This window comes from Methylomonas sp. 11b, assembly GCF_000515215.1.
Classification (GTDB): Bacteria; Pseudomonadota; Gammaproteobacteria; order Methylococcales; family Methylomonadaceae; genus Methylomonas.
Map to the genome: position 1 here is coordinate 4,654,939 of NZ_KI911557.1, position 21,549 is coordinate 4,676,487.

Annotated in this window: 18 protein-coding genes; 12 read left to right on the top strand and 6 right to left on the bottom strand. The window is 55.2% G+C overall.

From position 1 onward, the window contains the following. Positions 1 to 133 precede the first annotated feature (133 nt). The 6 genes from METH11B_RS0122395 to METH11B_RS0122420 all read left to right on the top strand — a co-directional run bounded on the left by METH11B_RS0122395 (position 134) and on the right by METH11B_RS0122420 (position 10,989). On the top strand, positions 134 to 943 hold the full coding sequence (locus METH11B_RS0122395) for a formate/nitrite transporter family protein (protein WP_026603958.1): 810 nt from the start codon (positions 134 to 136) through the stop codon (positions 941 to 943). A gap of 77 nt (positions 944 to 1,020) precedes the next feature. Then, complete coding sequence (gene cynS, locus METH11B_RS0122400) at positions 1,021 to 1,464, top strand: cyanase (RefSeq protein WP_026603959.1); 444 nt, start codon at positions 1,021 to 1,023, stop codon at positions 1,462 to 1,464. 19 nt (positions 1,465 to 1,483) lie between these two features. Then, positions 1,484 to 3,208: a bifunctional protein-serine/threonine kinase/phosphatase gene (locus METH11B_RS0122405; RefSeq protein ID WP_026603960.1), complete on the top strand. Its 1,725-nt coding sequence runs from the start codon at positions 1,484 to 1,486 to the stop codon at positions 3,206 to 3,208. 206 nt (positions 3,209 to 3,414) lie between these two features. After that, positions 3,415 to 5,565, top strand: a complete 2,151-nt coding sequence (locus METH11B_RS0122410; protein ID WP_026603961.1) for a TonB-dependent receptor plug domain-containing protein — start codon at positions 3,415 to 3,417, stop codon at positions 5,563 to 5,565. 49 nt (positions 5,566 to 5,614) lie between these two features. Further along, positions 5,615 to 6,559, top strand: a complete 945-nt coding sequence (locus METH11B_RS0122415; protein ID WP_026603962.1) for an ABC transporter substrate-binding protein — start codon at positions 5,615 to 5,617, stop codon at positions 6,557 to 6,559. Between the two features lie 5 nt (positions 6,560 to 6,564). Beyond that, entirely contained in the window at positions 6,565 to 10,989 is a 4,425-nt protein-coding gene (locus METH11B_RS0122420) for an EAL domain-containing protein (RefSeq protein ID WP_026603963.1), read from the top strand. A 58-nt stretch (positions 10,990 to 11,047) separates the two neighbouring features. Here METH11B_RS0122420 and METH11B_RS0122425 read toward each other — a convergent pair whose 3' ends face one another. After that, the gene (locus METH11B_RS0122425; RefSeq protein ID WP_026603964.1) at positions 11,048 to 12,301 is read right to left on the bottom strand and encodes a hypothetical protein; all 1,254 of its coding nucleotides are present in this window, start codon (positions 12,299 to 12,301) and stop codon (positions 11,048 to 11,050) included. 73 nt (positions 12,302 to 12,374) lie between these two features. Then, positions 12,375 to 12,659: a hypothetical protein gene (locus METH11B_RS0122430; RefSeq protein ID WP_026603965.1), complete on the bottom strand. Its 285-nt coding sequence runs from the start codon at positions 12,657 to 12,659 to the stop codon at positions 12,375 to 12,377. 205 nt (positions 12,660 to 12,864) lie between these two features. Here METH11B_RS0122430 and METH11B_RS29600 point away from each other — a divergent pair, with 205 nt between their 5' ends. Further along, on the top strand, positions 12,865 to 13,026 hold the full coding sequence (locus tag METH11B_RS29600) for a hypothetical protein (protein ID WP_165786391.1): 162 nt from the start codon (positions 12,865 to 12,867) through the stop codon (positions 13,024 to 13,026). A gap of 97 nt (positions 13,027 to 13,123) precedes the next feature. Here METH11B_RS29600 and METH11B_RS0122440 read toward each other — a convergent pair whose 3' ends face one another. Beyond that, positions 13,124 to 13,426, bottom strand: coding sequence for a hypothetical protein (locus METH11B_RS0122440; protein WP_026603966.1), 303 nt, complete (start codon positions 13,424 to 13,426; stop codon positions 13,124 to 13,126). 12 nt (positions 13,427 to 13,438) lie between these two features. Then, positions 13,439 to 14,125, bottom strand: coding sequence for a glutathione S-transferase (locus METH11B_RS0122445; protein WP_081733863.1), 687 nt, complete (start codon positions 14,123 to 14,125; stop codon positions 13,439 to 13,441). 145 nt (positions 14,126 to 14,270) lie between these two features. On the opposite strand from METH11B_RS0122445, the gene METH11B_RS0122450 reads away from it, so the two are divergent. After that, positions 14,271 to 15,863 carry an ABC-F family ATPase gene (locus tag METH11B_RS0122450; RefSeq protein WP_036276341.1) on the top strand — a complete coding sequence of 531 codons (1,593 nt, stop codon included), beginning with the start codon at positions 14,271 to 14,273 and terminating at the stop codon, positions 15,861 to 15,863. A 38-nt stretch (positions 15,864 to 15,901) separates the two neighbouring features. Here METH11B_RS0122450 and METH11B_RS0122455 read toward each other — a convergent pair whose 3' ends face one another. Next, complete coding sequence (locus METH11B_RS0122455; RefSeq protein WP_026603969.1) at positions 15,902 to 16,741, bottom strand: cupin domain-containing protein; 840 nt, start codon at positions 16,739 to 16,741, stop codon at positions 15,902 to 15,904. A gap of 5 nt (positions 16,742 to 16,746) precedes the next feature. Next, positions 16,747 to 17,364 carry a sigma-70 family RNA polymerase sigma factor gene (locus METH11B_RS0122460; protein ID WP_026603970.1) on the bottom strand — a complete coding sequence of 206 codons (618 nt, stop codon included), beginning with the start codon at positions 17,362 to 17,364 and terminating at the stop codon, positions 16,747 to 16,749. A 283-nt stretch (positions 17,365 to 17,647) separates the two neighbouring features. Between METH11B_RS0122460 and METH11B_RS0122465 the strand changes: the two genes are divergently transcribed. The 4 genes from METH11B_RS0122465 to METH11B_RS0122480 all read left to right on the top strand — a co-directional run bounded on the left by METH11B_RS0122465 (position 17,648) and on the right by METH11B_RS0122480 (position 21,498). Then, entirely contained in the window at positions 17,648 to 17,821 is a 174-nt protein-coding gene (locus tag METH11B_RS0122465) for a hypothetical protein (protein WP_155931181.1), read from the top strand. A gap of 12 nt (positions 17,822 to 17,833) precedes the next feature. Further along, positions 17,834 to 18,523, top strand: a complete 690-nt coding sequence (locus tag METH11B_RS0122470) for a DVUA0089 family protein (protein ID WP_026603972.1) — start codon at positions 17,834 to 17,836, stop codon at positions 18,521 to 18,523. Positions 18,524 to 18,615: 92 nt separating this feature from the next. Beyond that, positions 18,616 to 20,256, top strand: a complete 1,641-nt coding sequence (locus METH11B_RS0122475) for a DUF4331 domain-containing protein (protein ID WP_026603973.1) — start codon at positions 18,616 to 18,618, stop codon at positions 20,254 to 20,256. A 63-nt stretch (positions 20,257 to 20,319) separates the two neighbouring features. Then, positions 20,320 to 21,498 (top strand): hypothetical protein, encoded by a 1,179-nt coding sequence (locus METH11B_RS0122480; RefSeq protein WP_036276344.1) that lies wholly within the window; start codon positions 20,320 to 20,322, stop codon positions 21,496 to 21,498. The last annotated feature ends 51 nt before the right edge of the window (positions 21,499 to 21,549 follow it).

Consider the following 21,549-nt stretch of genomic DNA (forward strand, 5'->3'; position numbering starts at 1 on the left):
TTCAAGACATTCCTACGAGTAACACGCCCGTTTCCAGGGGAGCTTTAGCTTGCGCACACAGGCTTAATCAAACGAACGGCGGTGCTTGCAAAACACCGATATTCATGTTGTTCCCACATTTAAAAGGTGAGTTATGTCCTATCTGATTCCGTCAGAATTCGTCACAAAGATGGTCGATGCCGGTGAATCCAAAATCTTCATGTCAACCCGCGACACGCTGATCCGCGCTTACATGGCCGGGGCGATATTGGCATTGGCGGCGGTGTTTGCCGTGGCGATTACCGTACAAACCAACTCGCCGATCTTTGGCGCGATTTTATTTCCGGTCGGTTTTTGCATGCTGTATCTACTGGGTTTTGATTTGCTGACCGGGGTGTTCGTATTAACGCCGTTGGCTTGGCTGGACAAGCGCGCCGGTGTAACTTTGCCCGGCATCCTCAGAAACTGGGGTTTGGTGTTTTTAGGCAATTTTCTCGGCGCTTTGACGGTGGCGGTGATGATGGCCATCGTCTTTACCTATGGGTTTTCCGTCGAACCGGATGCGGTCGGCAAAAAACTGGCCGGCATTGGCGAAGCGCGGACGCTGGGTTATGCCAAATACGGCATCGCCGGCTGGTTTACCATTTTTATTCGCGGCATGCTCTGTAACTGGATGGTGTCTACGGGTGTGGTGGGCGCGATGATTTCGACGTCGGTCAGCGGTAAGGTGATCGCGATGTGGATGCCGATCATGCTGTTTTTTGGCATGACCTTCGAACACTCGGTCGTGAACATGTTTTTGTTTCCCTCAGGTTTGATCATGGGCGGCAATTTCTCGATTATGGATTATTTTGTCTGGAACGAGATTCCGACTGTTTTAGGCAATTTGGTTGGCGGCTTGGCCTTCACCGGCTTGACCCTGTATTCCACGCACGTCAGAACCGCGCCGAAACGCTCTTTCTAACTGATCGTTATTCTATTCCGGCCTCGACGCTGCTAGGCCCGAGGCTTTTCTCTGTTTAATGGGCAAAGGAGTTAAAGATGACACGCAACGAAGTGACCGAATTGGTCGTGACGCAAAAACTGGCCAAGCAACTGAGCTGGGCACAACTCGCCGAGTCGATAGGTTTGAGTAAGGAATGGACCACTGCCGCCTTGCTGGGGCAGATGACCTTGAACGCCGCACAAGCCGCCACCATCGGCGCGCTGCTAGATTTGCCGCCCGAGGCTATCGCCCAACTGCAAGTGGTGCCATACAAAGGTTCGTTGCCTAGCGCCGTGCCGACCGATCCTTTGATCTATCGTTTTTACGAGCTGGTGAATGTCTACGGCACCACTTTTAAGGCCTTGATTCACGAGGAGTTCGGCGACGGCATCATGAGCGCTATCGACTTTAGCATGGACTTGCAACGCGAACCGGATCCGAAAGGTGATCGGGTCAAAATCGTGATGAGCGGGAAGTTTCTGCCTTATAAAAGCTACTAAGGCGAATGTGCCTTAAGCCATGTCCGGGCCATTGAGCGTCACCGTCGGTCAATATTCCGATAAAGGCCGCAAGGCGCTGAATCAGGATTTTCACGGCGTTTATATTGCTAAAGAGCCGCAGTTAAGCGCCAAAGGCATTGCGATAGCCTTGGCCGACGGCATCAGTAGCAGCGAGGTCAGCCATATTGCCAGCCAGGCGGCGGTGACTGGCTTTTTGGCGGATTATTTTTGCACCTCGGAAGCCTGGTCGGTGAAGAAGTCGGTGCAACGGGTGTTGACCGCCACCAATTCCTGGTTATACGCGCAAACTCGGCAAAGCCGCGATTGTTATGACATGGATCGCGGCTATGTTTGCACCTTGAGCGCGCTGGTGATCAAATCCACCACCGCGCATTTGTTCCATGTCGGCGACACGCGGATTTATCGGCTAGTCGGCGACGAGTTGGAACAGCTGACCCACGATCATCGCTTATGGATTTCTCAGGAGAAAAGTTACCTGAGCCGGGCGATGGGTATGGATTCGCGTCTGGAAATCGATTATCAGGCGCTGACTGTCAGCTTGGGTGATGTGTTCGTGTTGGCGACCGATGGCGTTTACGAATACGTCAGTGCGCACTTTGTGAGCCAAACCATCCGCCAAGCCGACGACGACTTGGACGGCGCGGCCAAAGCCATCGTCCAGGCGGCCTACGCAAATGGCAGCGGCGATAATCTGTCGATACAAATTGTCCGCATCGACCAACTGCCGCTACCCAGCGCCAATGAACTGTATCAGTCTTTAACCGACTTGCCGTTCCCGCCGCAGTTGGAAGCCAGGATGGTGTTCGACGGTTACACCATCGTCCGCCAATTACACGCCAGCAGCCGCAGTCATATTTATCTGGCGGTGGACAGCGAAACCCAGGCGCAGGTGGCGATTAAAACCCCGTCCATCGATTTGCGCGGTGATCCGGCGTATCTCGAGCGCTTTCTGATGGAAGACTGGATTGCCCGGCGCATCAACAACCCGCATGTGTTAAAACCGTGCGCGCAGACCCGCAAACGCAATTTTCTGTATGTGGCGACGGAATTTATCGACGGTCAAACGCTTAAGCAGTGGATGATCGACCATCCGCAGCCGGACCTGGAAACCGTGCGCGGCATTGTCGAACAAATTGCCAAGGGCTTGCGGGGCTTTCATCGCCTGGAAATGCTGCATCAGGATCTACGCCCGGACAACATCATGATAGACGGCACCGGCACCGTGAAAATCATCGACTTTGGTTCGACCCGGGTGGCGGGGGTGATGGAGATGGGCGCTCCCATCGGCCACCATTACATTCTCGGCACCGCGCAATATGCCGCACCGGAGTATTTCCTGGGCGAGCAGGGCTCGGTGCGTTCCGAGCAGTTTTCCCTGGCGGTGATTGCCTATCAAATGCTGACCGGCAAACTGCCTTACGGCGCGGAAGTGGCTAAATGCAAATCCAGAGCCGCACAACACAAACTCAGCTACGACGCTACCTTGTATCGCAATCGGGATATTCCGGGCTGGGTGGACGACGCGATCCGCAAGGCCGCGCATCCCGATCCGCATAAACGTTACGAAGACTTATCCGAGTTTATCTTTGATTTACGCCATCCCAATCCGGCATTTTTGACCAAGACCGGACCGGCATTGTTGGAACGCAACCCGGCGGCGTTCTGGAAAGGTGTGTCCTTCATATTGGCCGGCGTTATCGCGATATTGTTGATTAAGCGATAGAATTTCGTCGCAGGTATCGATGTCCCTTATTTTCCCGCCTCTGCTATCCTATGGGCTGTGCCGGAAAACCTAGAAGAATTGATCTGAATTTAACGAAGGGCTGAAATTTAGAAAACGCCTCATGCTCCCTGGTATTCTCCCGGAAAATTAGCCCTACGGTTAATACGTAACTTCTTAATAATTACAATTCAAAACAGGAGTTATCCATGTTTTTCCGCCCGCTGCTTCTTAGTTGTTGCGGTTACCTAATAGTCGCGACCGCTCAAGCGCAACCGGTTTCTCCGGAGGAAGAAGAAAGAGCCTTATCGCAAATTTACGGTACCGAGGAAATGGTCAGTATCGCCAGCGGATACAAACAACCGATTTCCAAGGCGCCGTCCATCGCCACGGTGATTACCGCCGCCGATATTAAGCAGATCGGCGCCACCGACATCGACGAAGTGCTGGAAACCGTGCCGGGTTTGCATGTCGAACGTAACACCATCGGCTACAACCCTATCTATACCTTTCGCGGCATTTTTTCGCAGTTCAATCAACAAGTGTTGATGATGGTCAACGGCATTCCGATTACCAACTCCTATACCGGCAGCCGCAGCGAGGTTTGGGGCGGCATGCCGATCCGCGACATTGCCCGCATCGAAGTCGTGCGCGGACCGGGATCGGCGGTCTACGGCGCCGACGCCTTCGCGGGCGTGATCAATGTCATCACCAAAACCAAACAGGACATCGAAGGCACCGAGCTTGGCGGCCGGGTCGGCAGTTTCGACACTTACGACGGCTGGGGCTTGCATGGCGGCGAATGGGCCTGCTTCGACGTCGCGCTGGCTTTTGAATACCACAAGACCGCCGGTCAGGACGCCATCGTCGATGCCGACCTGCAAAGCCAGTTCGACCGCTTGCTGGGGACCAGCGCCTCGCTGGCGCCGGGGCCGCTGAATATGTCTCGCGACAATCTCGATGCCCGGCTGGATTTGTCGCGCGGTAATTGGCGGTTTCGCGGCGGATTGCAACACCGTAGTGATCTCGGCATCGGCTCCGGCGTCGCTCAAGCCCTGGATCCGGTCAACCGCTATGCCGGCGACCGCTGGAACGCCGATCTGACCTATCACACCGACGACATCGAAAACTGGGATTTGACTACTCAGGTCAGTTATTTCGAATCCAGCCAGGAAATCGAGCGTAATCTGACGCTGTTTCCAGCCGGGACTACTTTACCGATCGGTGCCAACGGCCAGATTGGCGCCGGTGCGCCGGTGACGTTTCCGAACGGTTATATCGGCAATCCCGAGGTGTGGGAGCGCCATGTCCGCATCAGCCAAGCCTTCGCTTACAGCGGTTTTCAGCAACATCAATTGCGCAGCGGTATCGGCTTTAATTACGACAGCCTGTTCAAGGCGCGGGTCAGCCAGAATTTCGGCATCGATCCCGCCACCGGCACGCCGATACCGTCGCTGCCGGGCATCCCGCTGACCGACGTTTCCGGCACCTCCTCGACGTTTATCCCCGAGGTGGATCGGAAAGTGGCCTATCTGTTTTTGCAGGATCAGTGGAACTTTGCCAACGACTGGAGTTTGACCGCCGGCGCTCGTTACGACCGCTATTCGGATTTCGGCAATACCTTCAATCCGCGCGCGGCATTGATTTGGGAAGCTCGCTACGATTTGACCGCCAAACTGATGTACGGTTCGGCGTTCCGGGCGCCGTCGTTTCAGGAAATGTATATCATCAACAACCCGGCGCAGCTCGGGAATGCCGCCTTGCGCCCGGAAACCATGGAAAACGTCGAGTTGGGTTTCGACTACCGGCCGACGGACAGCCTGCGCCTGGGTTTGAATTTCTTTAACTTCTGGTGGAAGGACATCATCCGCTTCGTGCCGGATGCCGGTGCCACCACTTCGACGGCGCAAAATACCGGTATCCAGCAAGGCTACGGTACCGAACTGGAAGCGGAATGGCAGGCCGCCGACACCTTAAAAATTATCGGCAACTACGCCTATCAACGTAGCCGTGACCAGGCCCTGGACCGCGATAGCGGCTATGCGCCGCACCATCAGGTCTATCTGCGGCTGAACTGGCAGTTTCTGCCCGACTGGCAGCTCAGTCCGCAAGCGAAGTGGATTGTGGGTCGGGACCGCAGTTTCGGCGATACGCGCAAGCCGGTCGCGGATTATACTTGGGTGGATGTGACGCTACGCCGGCAGAATTTGGCCAAACATTTCGAAGTGGCCTTTTCTGTGCGTAATTTGTTCGATGTCAGCGCCCGGGAACCCAGTCTGGCAGGCAATCCGGCTGCGATTCCCAACGACTTGCCGTTGGCGCCGCGCAGTTTTTACGGCGAAGTCAGCATTAAATTTTAGCCGAGACGCCTAGTCGTCGCTCGCTTACACCAATCATTCAGGAGTCATTTTGTTCCCGCGACTATTTTTTCAATTAGGGTTGGTTTTGTGCCTGCTGTGGCCGATTGGCGACGGCGCCTGGGCGCAAGCGCCTACCGTTGCCATCATTTATCCCGATGTGCGCGAGCCTTATCGTTCGGTGTTCATGGAGATCGCGCGGGGCATGGAACAGGAGCTGGGTAAGCCGGTAGGGCATTACTTGTTGAACGAGCGCGACAAGTCCGTCGAAAAATTGATTCAGGACCTGAAAAACGACAGGATCGATGTGGTGGTGACGCTGGGCCGCGCCGGATTGGCGGTCGCCAAAGCGGTATCTTCCCAATTTCCGGTGGTGATCGGGGCGACGATGATCCGCCCGGACGAAGTGCAAGGCTTGGCCGGCATCAGCCTGACGCCGGCCCCGGAAGCCATGTTTGATCATCTGAAAAAACTGGTGCCGGAGGTGAAAAAAGTGACCGTGATCTACGATCCACGGCAAACAGCCTGGGAGATCGAGCGCGCCGGGCGGGCGGCTCTTGAACGCGGCTTGACGCTGGTAGCGCAACCGACCGGCAACTTACACGATTCTTCGGATCAGTTCCGGCAGATTTTGCTGGAAGTTAAAGACAATTCCATCGCTCTCTGGCTGCCGCGCGAAAACGCCGCCATGGACGAATCGTCCTTGTTGCCGGAAGTGCTGCGCGAAGCCTGGGAGAAAAATTTTGTGGTGTTTTCCAGCAACCTCGACCATGTGCGCAAAGGCGCATTATTTTCGCTGTACCCGGACAATTTCAGCATGGGCCGCAGTTTGGCCGGTTTGGCTATCCAGCAATTGCAGGCGGGCGGCAAATTCGAATCCGTCGAACTGCTGCGGGATTTGCTGGTAGCCGTCAATTTACGCACCGCGGAACATCTGGGTTTGCGTTTTTCCAGCCAGACACGCCGCGAATTCGCGATGGTTTTTCCGGTGCCTTAGACGCCATGAAGCGTTTGCGATGGCCTAGGTTCAAGCGGGCGAGTTTCCTGCAACAGCTTGCCGTGACCTTTTGTTTCGGTCTGGTGGTGATATCGATATTGTCGGCATTCGGCATTTCCACGCTGTCTTACTACATCGTCCGCGATAAATGGGTTGCCCAAGGCCGGCAATCCACGGAGGCCTTTGCTGCACAGAGCACGTTGGCCTTGCTGTATGCCAGCAAGGAGAATGCGGAAGAGCCGGCCCGACGCTTCCTGGCGTTTCCCGATGTGCGCGGCGTAGCCATTTACAACAATGCTCTGGAGCCTTTGTTCGAACGCGGCGAACCGGCCATGCCCGCCGCCGATGCCGACGCGGTGCGCTGGCCGGAATCCCTGGCCTTGGTGCATGAGAACGAACAAGCCTGGTATTTTGCCGCGCCGGTATTCGCGCGCAACGCCACGGGGCAAGAGACGTCACCGTTCGAGGCGCAAATGCAGACGCCGGAATTGGTCGGCTACGTGCGCTTGGTGATGGGCAAGCAATCGCTCAATGTCATGAAAGAAAAAATTCGCTGGACCACTTTGATGGCGTCCAGCGGCTCGGCCGCGCTGTTTTTACTGTTTCTATTGGCGATGTCGCGGCGCTTGACTTTGCCGATTCAACAACTGGCGCTGAGGATGCGTAAGGCCTCGGCCGGCGCAAAAAACGTTCGGGCCCGGTTGAGCGGGCCGCGCGACATCATCGAAATGGGCGAAGCCTTCAACACGATGATGGCGGTGTTGGAAACTCGGGAAAGGCAGTTGGAACGCGCTCGCGACACGGCTTTAGAATCGGCGCGCCTAAAAGGCGAGTTTGCCGCCAATGTCAGTCACGAGCTGCGCACGCCGCTGAACGCGGTGCTGGGTATGCTGGAGTTGTTGCAGGACATGGGGTTGACGCCCAAGCAGCTGGAATACTCGATGGTAGCCCGCAACGCCGGCGAAGCGCTGTTGAAGTTGATCGAAGATATTCTGGATTTCTCGCGCATCGAATCCGGGATGATGAAGCGGCAGCCGGTCGATTTCGTGCTTTACGAAACCTTGGATGAAGTCGTGGAATTGATGTCCGCTCAGGCGCATCGAAAAAATCTGCAACTCACTTACTCGCTAGCCGACGATATACCGCTGGTGTTGAACGGCGAAGCCTCCAGGGTGCGGCAGGTGCTGATTAATCTGGTCGGCAACGCGCTGAAGTTTACCGAACAAGGCGGCATCGCCATCGATGTGCACACCGAAGCGGCGGCAAGCGATGCCATCCAGTTGAGATTCTGCGTGAGCGACACCGGGATGGGTATACCCGAGGCGGCGCAAAGCAGTATTTTCGATGCCTTTGTCCAGGCCGACGGTTCCAGAACCCGGCATTATGAAGGCGCCGGCCTGGGCTTGGCGATTTGCCTGCAATTGGTGCAGCTGATGGGCGGGCAAATCGGTGTCCAAAGCCGGGAAGGGCAAGGTAGTTCGTTCTGGTTTACCGTACCCTTCAATCCGCCGCGCGGTACCGAGGGCATCTCAGAGGCCCGACAAGCCTATTTCGCCAATCTGCGGATATTGATCGTTACCGAGAATGACAAAATGCGGCAATTTTTGGCGCAAAGTCTGGAGCGCTGGAAAATTCACTACCGGCATAGCGGCTACGGCATCAAAGCCGTGGATATGCTGCGTTCCGCCAATGATCAGGACCAGGCGTATCATTTTGTCATCATTGATCTGAGAGATGCCGACGACGCCACTTGGGTGGATATGATCGTTCACGATCCGGCGCTCGCGGATGTCAAAATCGTGTTGCTGTCCGACCCCGGCAATGCCGTCAATCTGCCGCGCTTGCCAAACGTTGCCGCGCAGTTGGCCAAGCCGGTACAGGTTTCCAAGCTATACGATTTCATATTAACCGCCGGTCAGGATTATCAGGAACCCGCGGCCGACTTGGCGCCCGAGGTCGAGCAAACCGTCGTACTCGGGCGGCGGATATTAATCGTCGAAGACAACCGTGCCAGCCAAATGGTGGCGGCGGGCATGTTGGAGCGACTCGGTTGCCGTTACGAAATCGCCGGCTCCGGCGTCGAGGCCTTGTCATGGCTGGAGCATCAGGCTTTCGATTTGATTCTGATGGACTGCCACATGCCGACCATGGACGGCTTTGAGGCGACTCGACGCATCAGACTGTTGCCGGAACCGCTGGGCCGGCTGCCCATCGTAGCAATGACCGCCAACGCCCAGCAAGGCGATAGCGATTTATGTCTGGCGGCCGGGATGGACGATTATCTGGCCAAGCCGATCAAGCTGAAGCCGTTGCAGGAGAAACTGTTGAGTTGGTTCGAGGGCAGGCCGTGCGTGACCGCCGAGCCGCTGTCGCCGGACCACGCGCTCGAGACGCTGGATCACGCGGTTTTACGGCAATTGCGCGATGAAATCGGCCAGGGTTTTGTGAAGATGGTCGGCTATTACCTGGAAGATGCGCCGGCGCAAATCGAGCAAATCGCCCTGGCGCTTGCAACGGACAATCGCTCGCAATTACGCGAATCGGCCCATGGCCTGAAAGGCGCCAGCCGCAACCTGGGCGCGGAAAAGCTAGCGCTTATTGCCCGGCAACTGGAAGAGCAGGCGACTCAAGCACAGATTGAAAACGGCGAGGCCTTGTTGCAGCAGTTGCGTGACGAATACCGCTTCATCGAACAACTGTTGCGCTTGGAAATGGGCGGGGAAGCCGCCGCTGAGCCGATCCCGCAGGGGGGGCCCAGAATCCTGGTGGCGGACGACGATAGAGCCATGCGTTTTGCCTTGCAAGATGTTCTGGAGAAAGACGGCTACCGGGTGGATTTGGCCGGCACCGGCCGGCAGGCGCTGGCGCTGTGTCAGCGGCAAATGGCTGATTTGATCTTGATGGACGCGATGATGCCGGAAATGGACGGGTTTGAGGCCTGCCGCAGAATTCGCGCGTTGCCCCACGGCGCCGACGTGCCGATACTGATGATTACCGCACTGGAAAACGACCATTCGGTGGAATTGGCTTTCTCGATAGGGGCTAATGATTACATTCCCAAACCGATTCATTTTGCGGTATTGCGTAAACGTATCGCGCATTTGTTGGAAGCCAGCCTGACGCAGCGGACCTTGAATCGCCTGGCTTACCACGATCCCTTGACCAATCTGGCCAATCGCACGCAATTCATCGACCGGCTGAACTCGGTGATCGCCGTCAGCGCGGATCAAAATCAGCTTCATGCTGTGCTGTTCCTGGATTTGGATAGGTTCAAGCTGACTAACGACACCTTGGGGCATGATGTCGGCGACCAGTTGTTGAAAGCCGCGGCGGAGCGGATTCAAGGCTGTGTGCGGCGGGAAGACATGGTTTCTCGGTTCGGCGGCGACGAATTTACGCTGTTGCTGGCAAACATCACCAATCCGCAAGTCGCCGCTGCCGTCGCCGACAAGATCCGTATCGCCATCGCCCAGCCATTCGCGTTGATGGAGCAAGAGTTTTACGTCAGCTCCAGTATCGGCATTTCGCTGTATCCGGCCGACGGCACCGACAGCGGTTTGTTGATCAAGCACGCCGATACCGCGATGTATCGTGCCAAGGAACAGGGCAATACCTACTGTTTTTATGAAGACAACATGGAATTTGTCGTGTCGACCAAACTGCGTCTGGAAAGCGACTTACGCCGGGCGCTGCAACGGGACGAGTTCTTTCTTCACTATCAGCCGCAAATCGATCTGGATTCCGGGCGGATTGTCGGCGCAGAGGCTCTGATCCGCTGGCGGCATCCCGAGCTGGGCTTGATAGCGCCCGATCAGTTCATTCCGGTCGCCGAAGAAATCGGTCTGATCGAGGCGATAGGCGCGTGGGTGTTAGGCGAGGCGTGCCGGCAGAGCCAAATTTGGCGGCAAAGCGGCTATCCGCCCTTCACGATGGCGGTCAACGTGTCGGCTCGGCAATTAGATCAGGAAGACTTTGTCGCGCAAGTCATCGCTATCGTCAACGAAACCGGCTTGCCTGCCGAATATCTGGAATTGGAGCTGACGGAAAGTTTGTTCATCCGCAATCCGGTGCGGAAGCGGGCTGTCCTGGCCAAGCTCAGGGAAGCCGGCTTGCAAATTTCGATAGACGATTTCGGTACCGGTTATTCCAGCCTGAACCAACTCAAGCAGTTTGCCTTCGACAAGCTGAAAATTGATCGCTCGTTTGTGGCGAACATACCCGACGACGCTGACGCCGCCGCCATCGTGATGGTGATTATTTCCATCGCCAAAATCCTGAAATTCAAGGTGATAGCGGAAGGCGTGGAGACGGAGCAACAGGCGCAATATTTGTTGAGAAACGACTGCGACGAGGCGCAGGGTTATCTGTTTGGCAAGCCGATGGCGGCCGAAGAATTTTCGGCCTTGTTGGCGCGAGTCAATGTGATCTAGGATTAGGCACTGGCAGTTTGCAGCCGCCTCCCCACTTAGCGAGGTTTTCGCTCAGCCATCATTCCCGAGATACCGGCAGCATTGCGATGCGATTTTCAATGTCTTGCATCAGTTGTTTGTAGGCTTCGCCGTCGGTGCCGCCAAAGCGGCGGATAAACTCGGCTTCGCTTAGCGATTCCGGTAAATCGGCGGTGGCCGGCATCATCTGATTTTCGTTGGCGACAGCCATAATCGCTTGGGTTTTTCGAGCGAGCGCCGGGCTGGCGACGGCTTGTTCGCCCATGCGCGTGCCGGCCCGGTCGGCGGCTAGGTCGTTAAACGAAAAGCCGCTTCCGCTGCGGGAATCTTCGATTTCTTTAAACAATCCCACCGCATCAGCCAAGGGGGTGCCCGAATAGGCGGCCAGCATCGCCGAAACCATATAATGTTTGGTCAGGTCGTCTCTATCGTTCAACGTTACCTGGCGCCAAAGCGGGCGCGGCCAGAGCCGCGATTCGGGGATGATTTTCGTCAGGCGCTGTTGATTGACATAAAGCGTCAGTACCAAAATCAATGCCCGGTTTTCCGCAATCGGGTCGCCGCTGGCGCTTCTTTGTAATGCCAGTATAAAAAGTGGTTTGCTGAGATTAGTGAGACTGACGCTTTTATTATCTGTCTGGCTTAGTTCGGCTAAACGCCGCTGATAAGCCTCTAGTCGCTGCAGGTCCTCCGGCGTTAGTAATGCACCGCGCAATTTGCCGGGTAAGTCTGCTTGCCAACGATAGGTAACCGTCAGGCGCTGCGGTTGAAACAGCACATGTTTGACAATGTTGGCGAAGGCTTGCCGATCCGCCGCCGGTTGTAGGGTGTTGAGCGCCAAACTCAGCAAGGGTTTGGCCAGCATGCCGGGTAGCCGGACTTTGCCAGCAGACAGTTGATCGACTTCCGGTAAGTTGGCGGTTTGCTTGAACTCCAGCGTCAAATTCAGATATTGGCCTATGGGATTGCGGGGCAAACGCAGGGTGGCGTCAATGTGGGCCCTGCCTTTGTCGATCCGTAAGCCCGCCACGCCGTTGGCGTATTGGTTGGCAAGATAATTGATCGCCAGGTCCAGTTCTTGTTGATCCAGTACGACTCGGGCGATAGCACCTGACTTTAAACGGCGTGGATCGTTTTGCCGAAAAATCAATTTGCCGCGGGCAATCTGTTCCGGGGTCAGGTCGGCGCGGGTCTGTAGTTTCGGCGTGTCGTCAATGGCCAGCCACAATGCCAATCCCAATAATACGGGCAATAGAAAGAGGGTCAGTAGCAAGCTTTTTGCAATCCATTTCATGGGTCGTTCTGTTCAATCCTTGCTGTGGGCAATGACCATGCTAAGTGCTTAATACCTTATCGCCGGCCTTGAGCTAATGCGGTTTATTGCGCTGTTCTTCATATGTGGACGGACTGATGCCGGCGCTTGCCAGATATTCGCGCAGATGTTTGATTTCCTGTTTATTGCAAATGCCGCTGTGATGCGGATGATGTAACACGCCTTCGACGTTATTCAAACTCACGTGAAAGCGCGCGCCGTGGCTAGGTTGCAGGTTGGCGCCCAGGTGGTGCAACAGCGATTCTATTTCCCGCCAATGGATGTTGCCGCTAACCGGATCCTGGAATATCGCGCGTAGCAGATTTAAATGGTGGCTCATGGCGGCATCCTCCTGCATCAAAATTGGTAGCTTAAGTTTGAACCGAGTTGGGGTTCAATTTGGCTGGTGAAAGGTGGTGTTTAACTAAATTTGTTTCAAAATAAGAAACAAATCATGTAATAAATGCCTTATTGTAAATAAATGGCAAAGGTTTATAGTTAAACCGTCTTCAATGAATCGGCTGAAACCCAGTCAAGGTGGAAAAATGAACAAGTCAAGCAATCTGTATAAAGACATCGTCACCGGATTGTTTTTTGCTACCGGTATGTTCAGCTTCCTGTCCGGTCAGTTTGTTCTTTCCACACTGTTTTTTGGCGCTGCTTCCCTGTTTAGCAATATCGAAGTGGCTAAACCGGTCCGATTTTAAGTTTTTTCGTAGTACCTCCTCGTTGTAAAGCTACACATTCCACAGCCTCCACCCTGCTCAAGGTGGGGGCTTTTTTTGTAGTCAAGCAGGCGATTTCTCAGTCGGACTTGGAGGTTTTTGCCGGGTCTGAAACCACAGTATATTCAGCTTCCAGGCTTTGCCCGTCAACCTGCGCATTTTTCAGCTTTCGCAGCAACCACCAGCCTCTGATACCGATTATTGTCAGCGGAATTAGCAGTAAGGCAAAAAACGCCGAAAACACCACGGTACCCAAGACCGCGCCGGCAATCATCGCCGGAATGGTCAGCAGATTGGACAGCTTGCTTTGTGGAGGTGACTCAAGGCGGGGATGCGCACCGGAGCTGTCGATGAGTATGGTTTTCTTGTAGATTTTTAACATGTCGGGCACCTTTTAAAATGGTACGAGGCCGGCCTCGTTCCCGAAAAGGACTAACGGGTCGTTAGCTTTCCAGGGCGGGTATTTTCGCATAACCGCCGCAAACAGATTGGATGTTAAAAAGTCGTCCAACCATTGTTGCAAGGCCGGGTAGGGCGAGCTGGCAAACCAAGCGTTATCCACTGCGGCAAACTGCCGGATAAACGGCGCAATGGCGGCGTCGGCCAAGCCGAAAGTTAAGCCGCACAAAAAGCGAGTCCGCTGCAAGCGGGTTTCCAGCTCGGCTAAAAACACCTCGCCTTGTTGACGATAAACAGTTTGGGTTTGTTCCGGATAGCGGTCCGCATATTTGTAGCGGTCCAAATAGTATTTGAAATCGCCGTCGTTCCAGTCGATTAATCGCTTCGCATCTTCCGGCATTTGGTCCAGCCAGTCTTGCGGGTCGTGTTGCGCCAAGGCCCACCGCATAATATCCAGGCTTTGTTCGATCACTTGGCCGTCGGGCAACACTAATACCGGTACGGTGCCTTTTGGCGAAACGCTTAGCATCGCCTCCGGTTTATTGCTGAGCTCGATTTCTCGGAGTGCGACGCTTAGCCCCGATACGGCAATGGCTAAGCGTGCCCGCATCGCATACGGACAGCGGCGGAAGCTGTACAAGATGGGGGAAATCGGTTCTGCGGTGGGGGACGATGCAATCATATGGGGATTGTCAGTGACACATTACTGTAAATGATCGTTGATTAAAGTCTGGTAAAATAACCCATTTTCGCGTCAACCCATTTATTTCGTCACACGCCTGAAACGGCGACAACGCTCTTTTTACTCTTAATCCTCGGACACTCTCTTGATTTCTACCGCTAATATCACCATGCAATTCGGGGCCAAGCCCCTGTTTGAAAACGTTTCCGTGAAATTCGGCAACGGCAACCGCTACGGCCTGATCGGCGCCAACGGCTGCGGCAAGTCGACCTTTATGAAAATCCTCAGCGGCGACCTGGAACCTACATCCGGCAACGTCAGCGTCGATGCCAACGAGCGTTTGGGTATCTTGCGCCAGAATCAATTTGCTTACGAAGAGCAACGAGTGCTGGATGTAGTGATGATGGGTCATGCCGAGATGTGGGCGGCGATGTCGGAACGTGACGCCATCTACGCCAATATGGAAGCCAGCGAAGACGATTATATGCGCGCTGCTGATCTGGAAACGGTGTTTGCCGAATTCGGCGGCTATACCGCCGAAGCCCGGGCCGGTGAATTGCTACTAGGCTTGGATATTCCTCTGGAACAACATAATGGCCCCATGAGCGCGGTGGCGCCAGGCTGGAAACTGCGGGTTTTGCTGGCGCAAGCCTTGTTTTCCAATCCTGACATCATGCTGCTGGACGAGCCGACCAACAACCTGGATATCAACACTATCCGTTGGCTTGAGAACGTGCTGAACGAGCGCAATTCGACCATGGTCATCATCTCGCATGACCGGCATTTTTTGAATAGCGTCTGCACGCATATGGCCGATCTGGACTACGGCGAATTGCGGGTGTATCCAGGCAACTACGACGATTACATGACCGCCGTGACCCAAGTGCGCGAACAATTGCTGGCCGGCAACGCCAAGAAAAAAGCCCAGATTGCCGAACTGCAAACCTTCGTGGCGCGCTTTTCGGCGAATGCTTCTAAGGCCAAGCAAGCCACTTCCCGGGCGCGGCAGTTAGAGAAAATCAAGCTCGACGAAGTCAAGCCGTCCAGCCGGGTCAATCCGTTTATTCGTTTCGATCAAGCTAAGAAGCTATATCGCTTAGCTGTGGAAGCCAAAGATTTGGCCAAAGGCTACGGTGCGGAGCCATTATTCAAGAATCTGAACATGATGATCGCGGTCGGCGAGCGGGTCGCAGTCATCGGTCCGAATGGTATTGGTAAATCCACTTTATTGAAAACCCTGGTCGGCGATTTGAGCCCGGACAGCGGCGAAGTGAAGTGGGCGGAAAACGCAGACGTCGGTTATTTTGCGCAGGATCATGCCGAGGATTTTGCCGAAGACATGCCGCTGATTGAATGGATGGGCCAATGGCGCAAAGAATCCGACGACGATCAAACCATACGCGGCACGCTGGGGCGTTTGTTGTTTTCCAATGACGAAATCAACAAATCCGTAAAAGTCATTTCCGGTGGTGAGCAAGGCAGGATGTTGTTCGGCAAATTGATTCTGCAAAAAAACAACGTCATGGTGCTGGATGAACCCACCAACCATTTGGATATGGAATCGATAGAATCCCTGAATGCGGCTTTGGAAAATTATCCCGGCACGCTGATTTTCGTCAGTCACGACCGCGAATTCGTCTCGTCGTTGGCGACCCGGATTATCGAACTGACGCCGAACGGCATCGTCGATTTCAGCGGTAATTACGAAGACTATTTAAACAGTCAAGACATCAACTAAGGCTAAGCCGCCAGGGCATTCCGGCGCGGATAAATCGGTCAGTAATTTCTGGCACCGCGCACGAACAGTGTCGCACCAACGTCGGTATACACCTCGCGGTGCGCGCTGCCGGCCGGCGCCAGTTGGTAGTCGCCGGCGCGCAGCAAGACGTCGTCGATAAACAAGTCGCCGTCCAGCATCATGCATTCCTCTTCCAGCCGATGGCCGTGTGCCGGGCATTTAGCGCCGGCTTCCAGGCGATAAAAACCGGATTCGCGTTCCCCGTCCTGCCACAGCGGTTTTTTCCAGACGCCGGGAGCTATTTCCTGCCAGTCGTCTATTTGCTTGGTAAACACGCTAAACGACTCAGACTTGCCAAACGGCAGCAGACCCGCCAGTACTTCCCGCAACACCTCGCGACTATCGCCCAGTGAAGTGCCGCGTAAATAGGCCAGTGCGCCGTTAGCAGACCTTATCCCGCCGTGCCGACTGCCGGCCGGCGAGGCGTGGTAATCCAAGGGACCAAGCCGCAAGTCGCCCATTTGCAAATCGCCGTGCAAGACGATGCCTTCTTCCAGACAGTTGTGCCGATGCGGTATCAGGCTGGCGCCGGGGGCGAATTCGATCAATACCGAGTGGCCTTGCAGGCCGCCGTCCCAGAGTGGTTTGACGCGGATGCCGGTTTTCAGGGCTTGCCAGGCGCCGTGTCTGGCGCGCACGGTGAGTAAGCCGGCTTGTTTGGCAAGGCTGGCAGAGACTTGCGTCATCAGGCCTTGGCGTAACGAATTGCGGCGTTCGCCGGCAACCGGAATCGGCGCGAAACCGTCGGCCAGCAGCGTTTCTAGTTGCCGCAAATCGTTGGCATCTGCGCTATCCAAAGGCGGGAATTTGTCTGTCATGTTGTTTAGTTAACCTCGCCGGCATCGGCTGTCAATAATTGCTGCATAGTCTGTAGAGCCCGGCGGATATGCGATTTCACAGTACCCAATGGCAAACCGCTGCAAACGGCGATTTCGTCGTGACTCAAACCCCGGAAAAATGCCAAAGACAGCAATTGCCGGGGCAAGGGCTCCAAAGCCGCCAGGGCCGTTTGCAAGCGATGGCCTTGCTGCACCGCTGATAGTAAATCCGGCGGCATTTGTTCGGCTGGGGCTTCGATCAGCACCAGAGCGTCCGGTTCCAGCTCGCTTAGATTGCCGTCCAGTTGCCGCAAGGCGTCCAGTGCCCGACTGCGAGCCATCGTCATCACCCAGGCTTTTACCGAACCGCGTTCGGCATCGAAGCGCGGCGCCTGCCGCCAGATCTGCCAGAACGTGTCTTGCACCACTTCTTCGGCACACTGCGACCGCCGGGTGATGCGTAGTGCCACACCGTAGACCTGATCGACCAGGCTATCGTATAAGCGCCCCAGCGCGGCTTGATCCTGATCCACGATGTCGGCGATCCATTCCCTCAGTAAGGCTTCGTCGGCGGTCGTTGCCAGCTGTCGGTTCTGGTCGTCGTCCGAATCGCTATCCGTCATCGTCCTCGCATCCCTTTAAAAGCTATACGCTGCATCGGTTGGTTTGGATGCGAGGCGATGTTGGGATAGCGCTCAAAGTGTGAACCAGGCGACATAAGGGCTGTGGATTTTTCTTGGTTTGCCAAGATTGGTGGCCGCATTTAAGAGGGCAGAGAGTAGGAGTTTGTGGTTGGACCACTATAAAACAGCCGTTTGCGCGTGGCAAATAGTCAAACTACCGAAGCGATTATGGCTTGTGCTCTGGGTTAATAACACTCGTCGTTTCCTATCGAAAGATGCTTATGTGCCAAGCACCGACCCAGTTCGTTGTACAAACCCGGCCGCAAGTATTTTTACCTGTTTTGCATCCAATGCCGAATTGGCCGCGTATCAGTCATCGCAAGCCGGCGCGAATGCCGAGTATCGCCATCCGCATCTGGAATCCGCCGCCGGTTTGCCATTTCTAACCATAGACTGAGAGGAAACCACGATGAAAAAGCTATTTCCGGTTGCGTTGTTGGGCGTCTGCCTGACCGCAGCGACAGCGGTTGAGGCCGCGGACTTTGAATTTAACGGCAACTTTGCCAACGATAACGATAAGCTGAGCTTTGCCTTTTCGCTCGGCTCGCCCGGCACGGTGACCTTGTTTACCTCATCCTGGCTAGGCGGCGGTTTCGATCCGATTTTGACGTTGTGGGACGGCTTAGGCAACCAATTGGCCGAGCAAGACGACGGCGGCTTGGGCGGCAGCCAATTGTCGAACGGGGTTAATTTCAATTACGGCGAATTCGACAGCTATTTAGCCATCAATCTTGTCGCCGGGAATTACCTGGCAACCTTGACTCAATACGACAACTTTTCGGTAAGTGCCGCGCTGGCCGACGGATTTTTACGGGATGCCGATCCCCAATTTACCGCCGCCTTCGGTTGTTCGAACGGCCGGTTTTGCGAGGGATCTTTAACCGATAGCAATGGCGATCCGGTGGAACCGAATCGCACGGCGGCTTGGGATCTACACATTCTCAACGTGGCCAATGCCCAAATCGTCAGTGTGCCGGAGCCGCCCACCCTGATGCTGCTGAGTTTGTCCGGCTTGTTTTTGCTAGGTGGCCGGCTGGGAAAGGCTAGATCCGCACCGCGAACCGACGCGGAAGCGGCCAGTCCGGTCCGTTTGGCATAAATTCCATTTTCCGGCATCCGTTTGCCGATTTTCCGCGTATTCCCTAACGCAGTTGCTTGAAGCTGCGACTTTAATTAATGAGGAATTAGACTATGAAAGACTTACATCACTACAGCAGTTGGCCGCTGACCATGTTCGCCAGCGCTTTATTATTGATGGGCGGCATACCGTCCGTTGAGGCCGCCAATCATCGCGAAGCGCCGTTAACAGCGTTGGATACCAAGGCCGACATCACCGATTGGTACGCCTTTGTCAGTTACAACGATCCCAGTAAAGTGACCATGATTCTAAATGTCGATCCCTTGCTGGAACCCAGCAACGGCCCGAATTATTTTCCGTTCGATCCGGAAATTTTGTATGAAATGAAAGTGGATAACAATTTCGACGCCGACGAAGACATTACCCTCCAGTTCAGATTTAAAACCGAAAACCGCTTGCCCGGCGTGTTTACCGGATTTGTCGGTGCCGGCACCGGCATTGTAGCGCCGGCTAATTCACCCAACCCGATCGCAGCCGGTACCTTGATTGTGCCGCCGGCCATTACCGCACTGGATGGCCCTGGCTCGGAAGGTTTGGGTTTGCGGCAAAGTTATACGGTGACGCTGATCAAAGGGAAGGGTGCCAACCGGCAAGTTATCGATCTGACCAATCAGCAAAAGCTCTATGCGGTGCCTTCCAACGTCGGGCCGCGCACGATGCCTAACTATCAAAATCTGGCCAGCCAGGGAATTTATGATTTAGGCGGCGGCGTTAGCGTATTTGCCGGTACCGTCGACGATCCGTTTTACATTGATTTGGGTGCGACTTTCGATACGTTTAATTTTAGGGCTGGCGCGTCCGGCGTCGGTGTGCCGGGGGTATTTTCCGAGGATCAAAATATCGCTGAGACCAAAAACTTCGCGCCGGACGATGTGGCTGGGTTTAACGTTAACTCTATCGCCATCGAATTGCCTATTGCCCTGCTCACCCAAGACGGTAAGCAACATAGCGCCGGCGAAGCCTTGGCGGTAGTCGGTACTTACGCCACCACCTCCCGGCCACGCACCAAAGCCTATGCGGATAAACCGGGCGGCAAACCTAAACTTGCCAATGCCTATGTGCAGATTCAACGGATGGGTAACCCGCTGATTAATGAGGTGTTGATCGGCACCGGCGATAAAGACAAATTCAGCATGAGCGAGCCCAAGGATGACGCTGGTTTTGCCGGTTATGTGCTGGATCCGTTATTGGCCAGAGTCGTCAACGCTGCTTACGGCGGTGCGGTACCCATTCCGACGCCACCGCGAGTTAATCCGGCCAACCCCAGTTTCGATCTCGGTCCCTTGGTGTTTTATGCCGCGCCGATTTGCCCAGGTTGTTCTCCCTCGCAACGCGGACCGGTCGCGGATTTGCTGCGTTTAAACACCGGTATCGGCCCCACGGCGTTAAGCGCGCGGAAACGCATGGCATTTCTGGCGGGCGATACTGCCGGCTTTCCCAATGGTCGGCGGGTGTCCGACGACGTCACCGATATTGCTGCGCAGGCTGTGGTTGGGGTTTTGAATCCGGCCTTTAACAGCTTTCCGAATAACCGGGTTGCCGACGGCGTTAACACCAACGATAGAAGCTACCAGGAAGTGTTTCCTTATGTAGCTTTTGCCAATAGCGGCCGGCAAAGCCGCCATGTCGATCCTGGTGAGGCCGGTTGTTTCGATGCCGTCTCCCTGGCTGTGGGGAGTTGTCCAAACAATTAGAAAAGAGGGAAGGGGGCGGCGCTGCTCGCCCCCCTGTTCGATAAACATCCGAAGGAGGAGCCAATGAAGCACTGGCTTACATTAGGTTTAATAATGTCTGTTGCTGTACTCAGTGATGCGGGGGCGCAAGCTTATTTACCCAAGACCGATGACGAAATCGTCGAAGTCTTGCCGGCCAGGGGCGAAAGCTGGCTGGAAATTCGTTACTTGCGCAAACAAGTCGCGGCTCAGCCCAATGACTTGGAACCGGCTTTAGCTTTAGTCCGGCGCTATATCGAACTGGGCCGCGCTGAATCGGATCCGCGCTATTTCGGTTACGCGGAAGCGGCGTTGGCGCCATGGCTGACAGTCGCGCAACCGAGTGCCGAAGTCCTGACGTTGCGAGCCACCTTGTTTCAAAATCGCCACGAATTTCCGGCGGCTCTGGAATATTTGCATTGGGCTTTGGCGCGTCAGCCGCGCTTGGCGCAAGCTTGGTTGACGCGGGCGGCGATTTTGGAAGTGCAAGGCCAACACGCCGATGCTCTGAACAGCTGTTTACCTTTGTTGAAATTGGCAGAGCCGCTGATCGGCCAAGTTTGTCTGAATTCCATTCTGAGTGTTTCCGGCCAGCTCGACACCGCTTATCGCCAGTTGGCACGAGCAGTAAGCGCTGCGCACAGTGCCGCACCGGCAGACCAACAATGGGCATTGATCACGCTGGCGGAAATGGCCGAGCGCATGGGTAATACAGATGCGGCCGACAGTTATTACCGGCAGGCGCTGCAAGTGCCGCGCCGCAATGGTTATCTGTTGGCTACCTATGCCGATTATTTATTAGACCGGAATCGTTTCCAAGACGTGGTGGAATTGTTAGCCAACGATACGCGCGCCGACGGCTTGTTACTGCGCCTGACTTTTGCCGAAAAAGCCTTACGGCTGCCAACCGCCGCTGTGCATATAGATGCGCTGACCGCTCGCTTTGCCGCGAGCCGGATGCGCGGCGATACCAGCCATCAAGGCGACGAGGCGCGCTTTTTATTGCATGTGTTAAACCAGCCCGAATCGGCGCTGGCCTTGGCGCACACCAATTGGGCGGTGCAGCGCGAGCCGCGCGACGCGCGCATTTTGTTGGAAGCGGCGCTGGCTAGCGGCAAAACGCAACAACAGCTGCAACCGCTGCTGATGTTTTTAACCGAGTCCAAATTGCAAGATGTGCGACTGCAAACGCTACTCGCGCAAATTGGTGGGAGCGGAGTATGAACGGGCCGGCAAAATTCCTTCACCCCTTAAATACTGTTTGCCCTGGGCCTC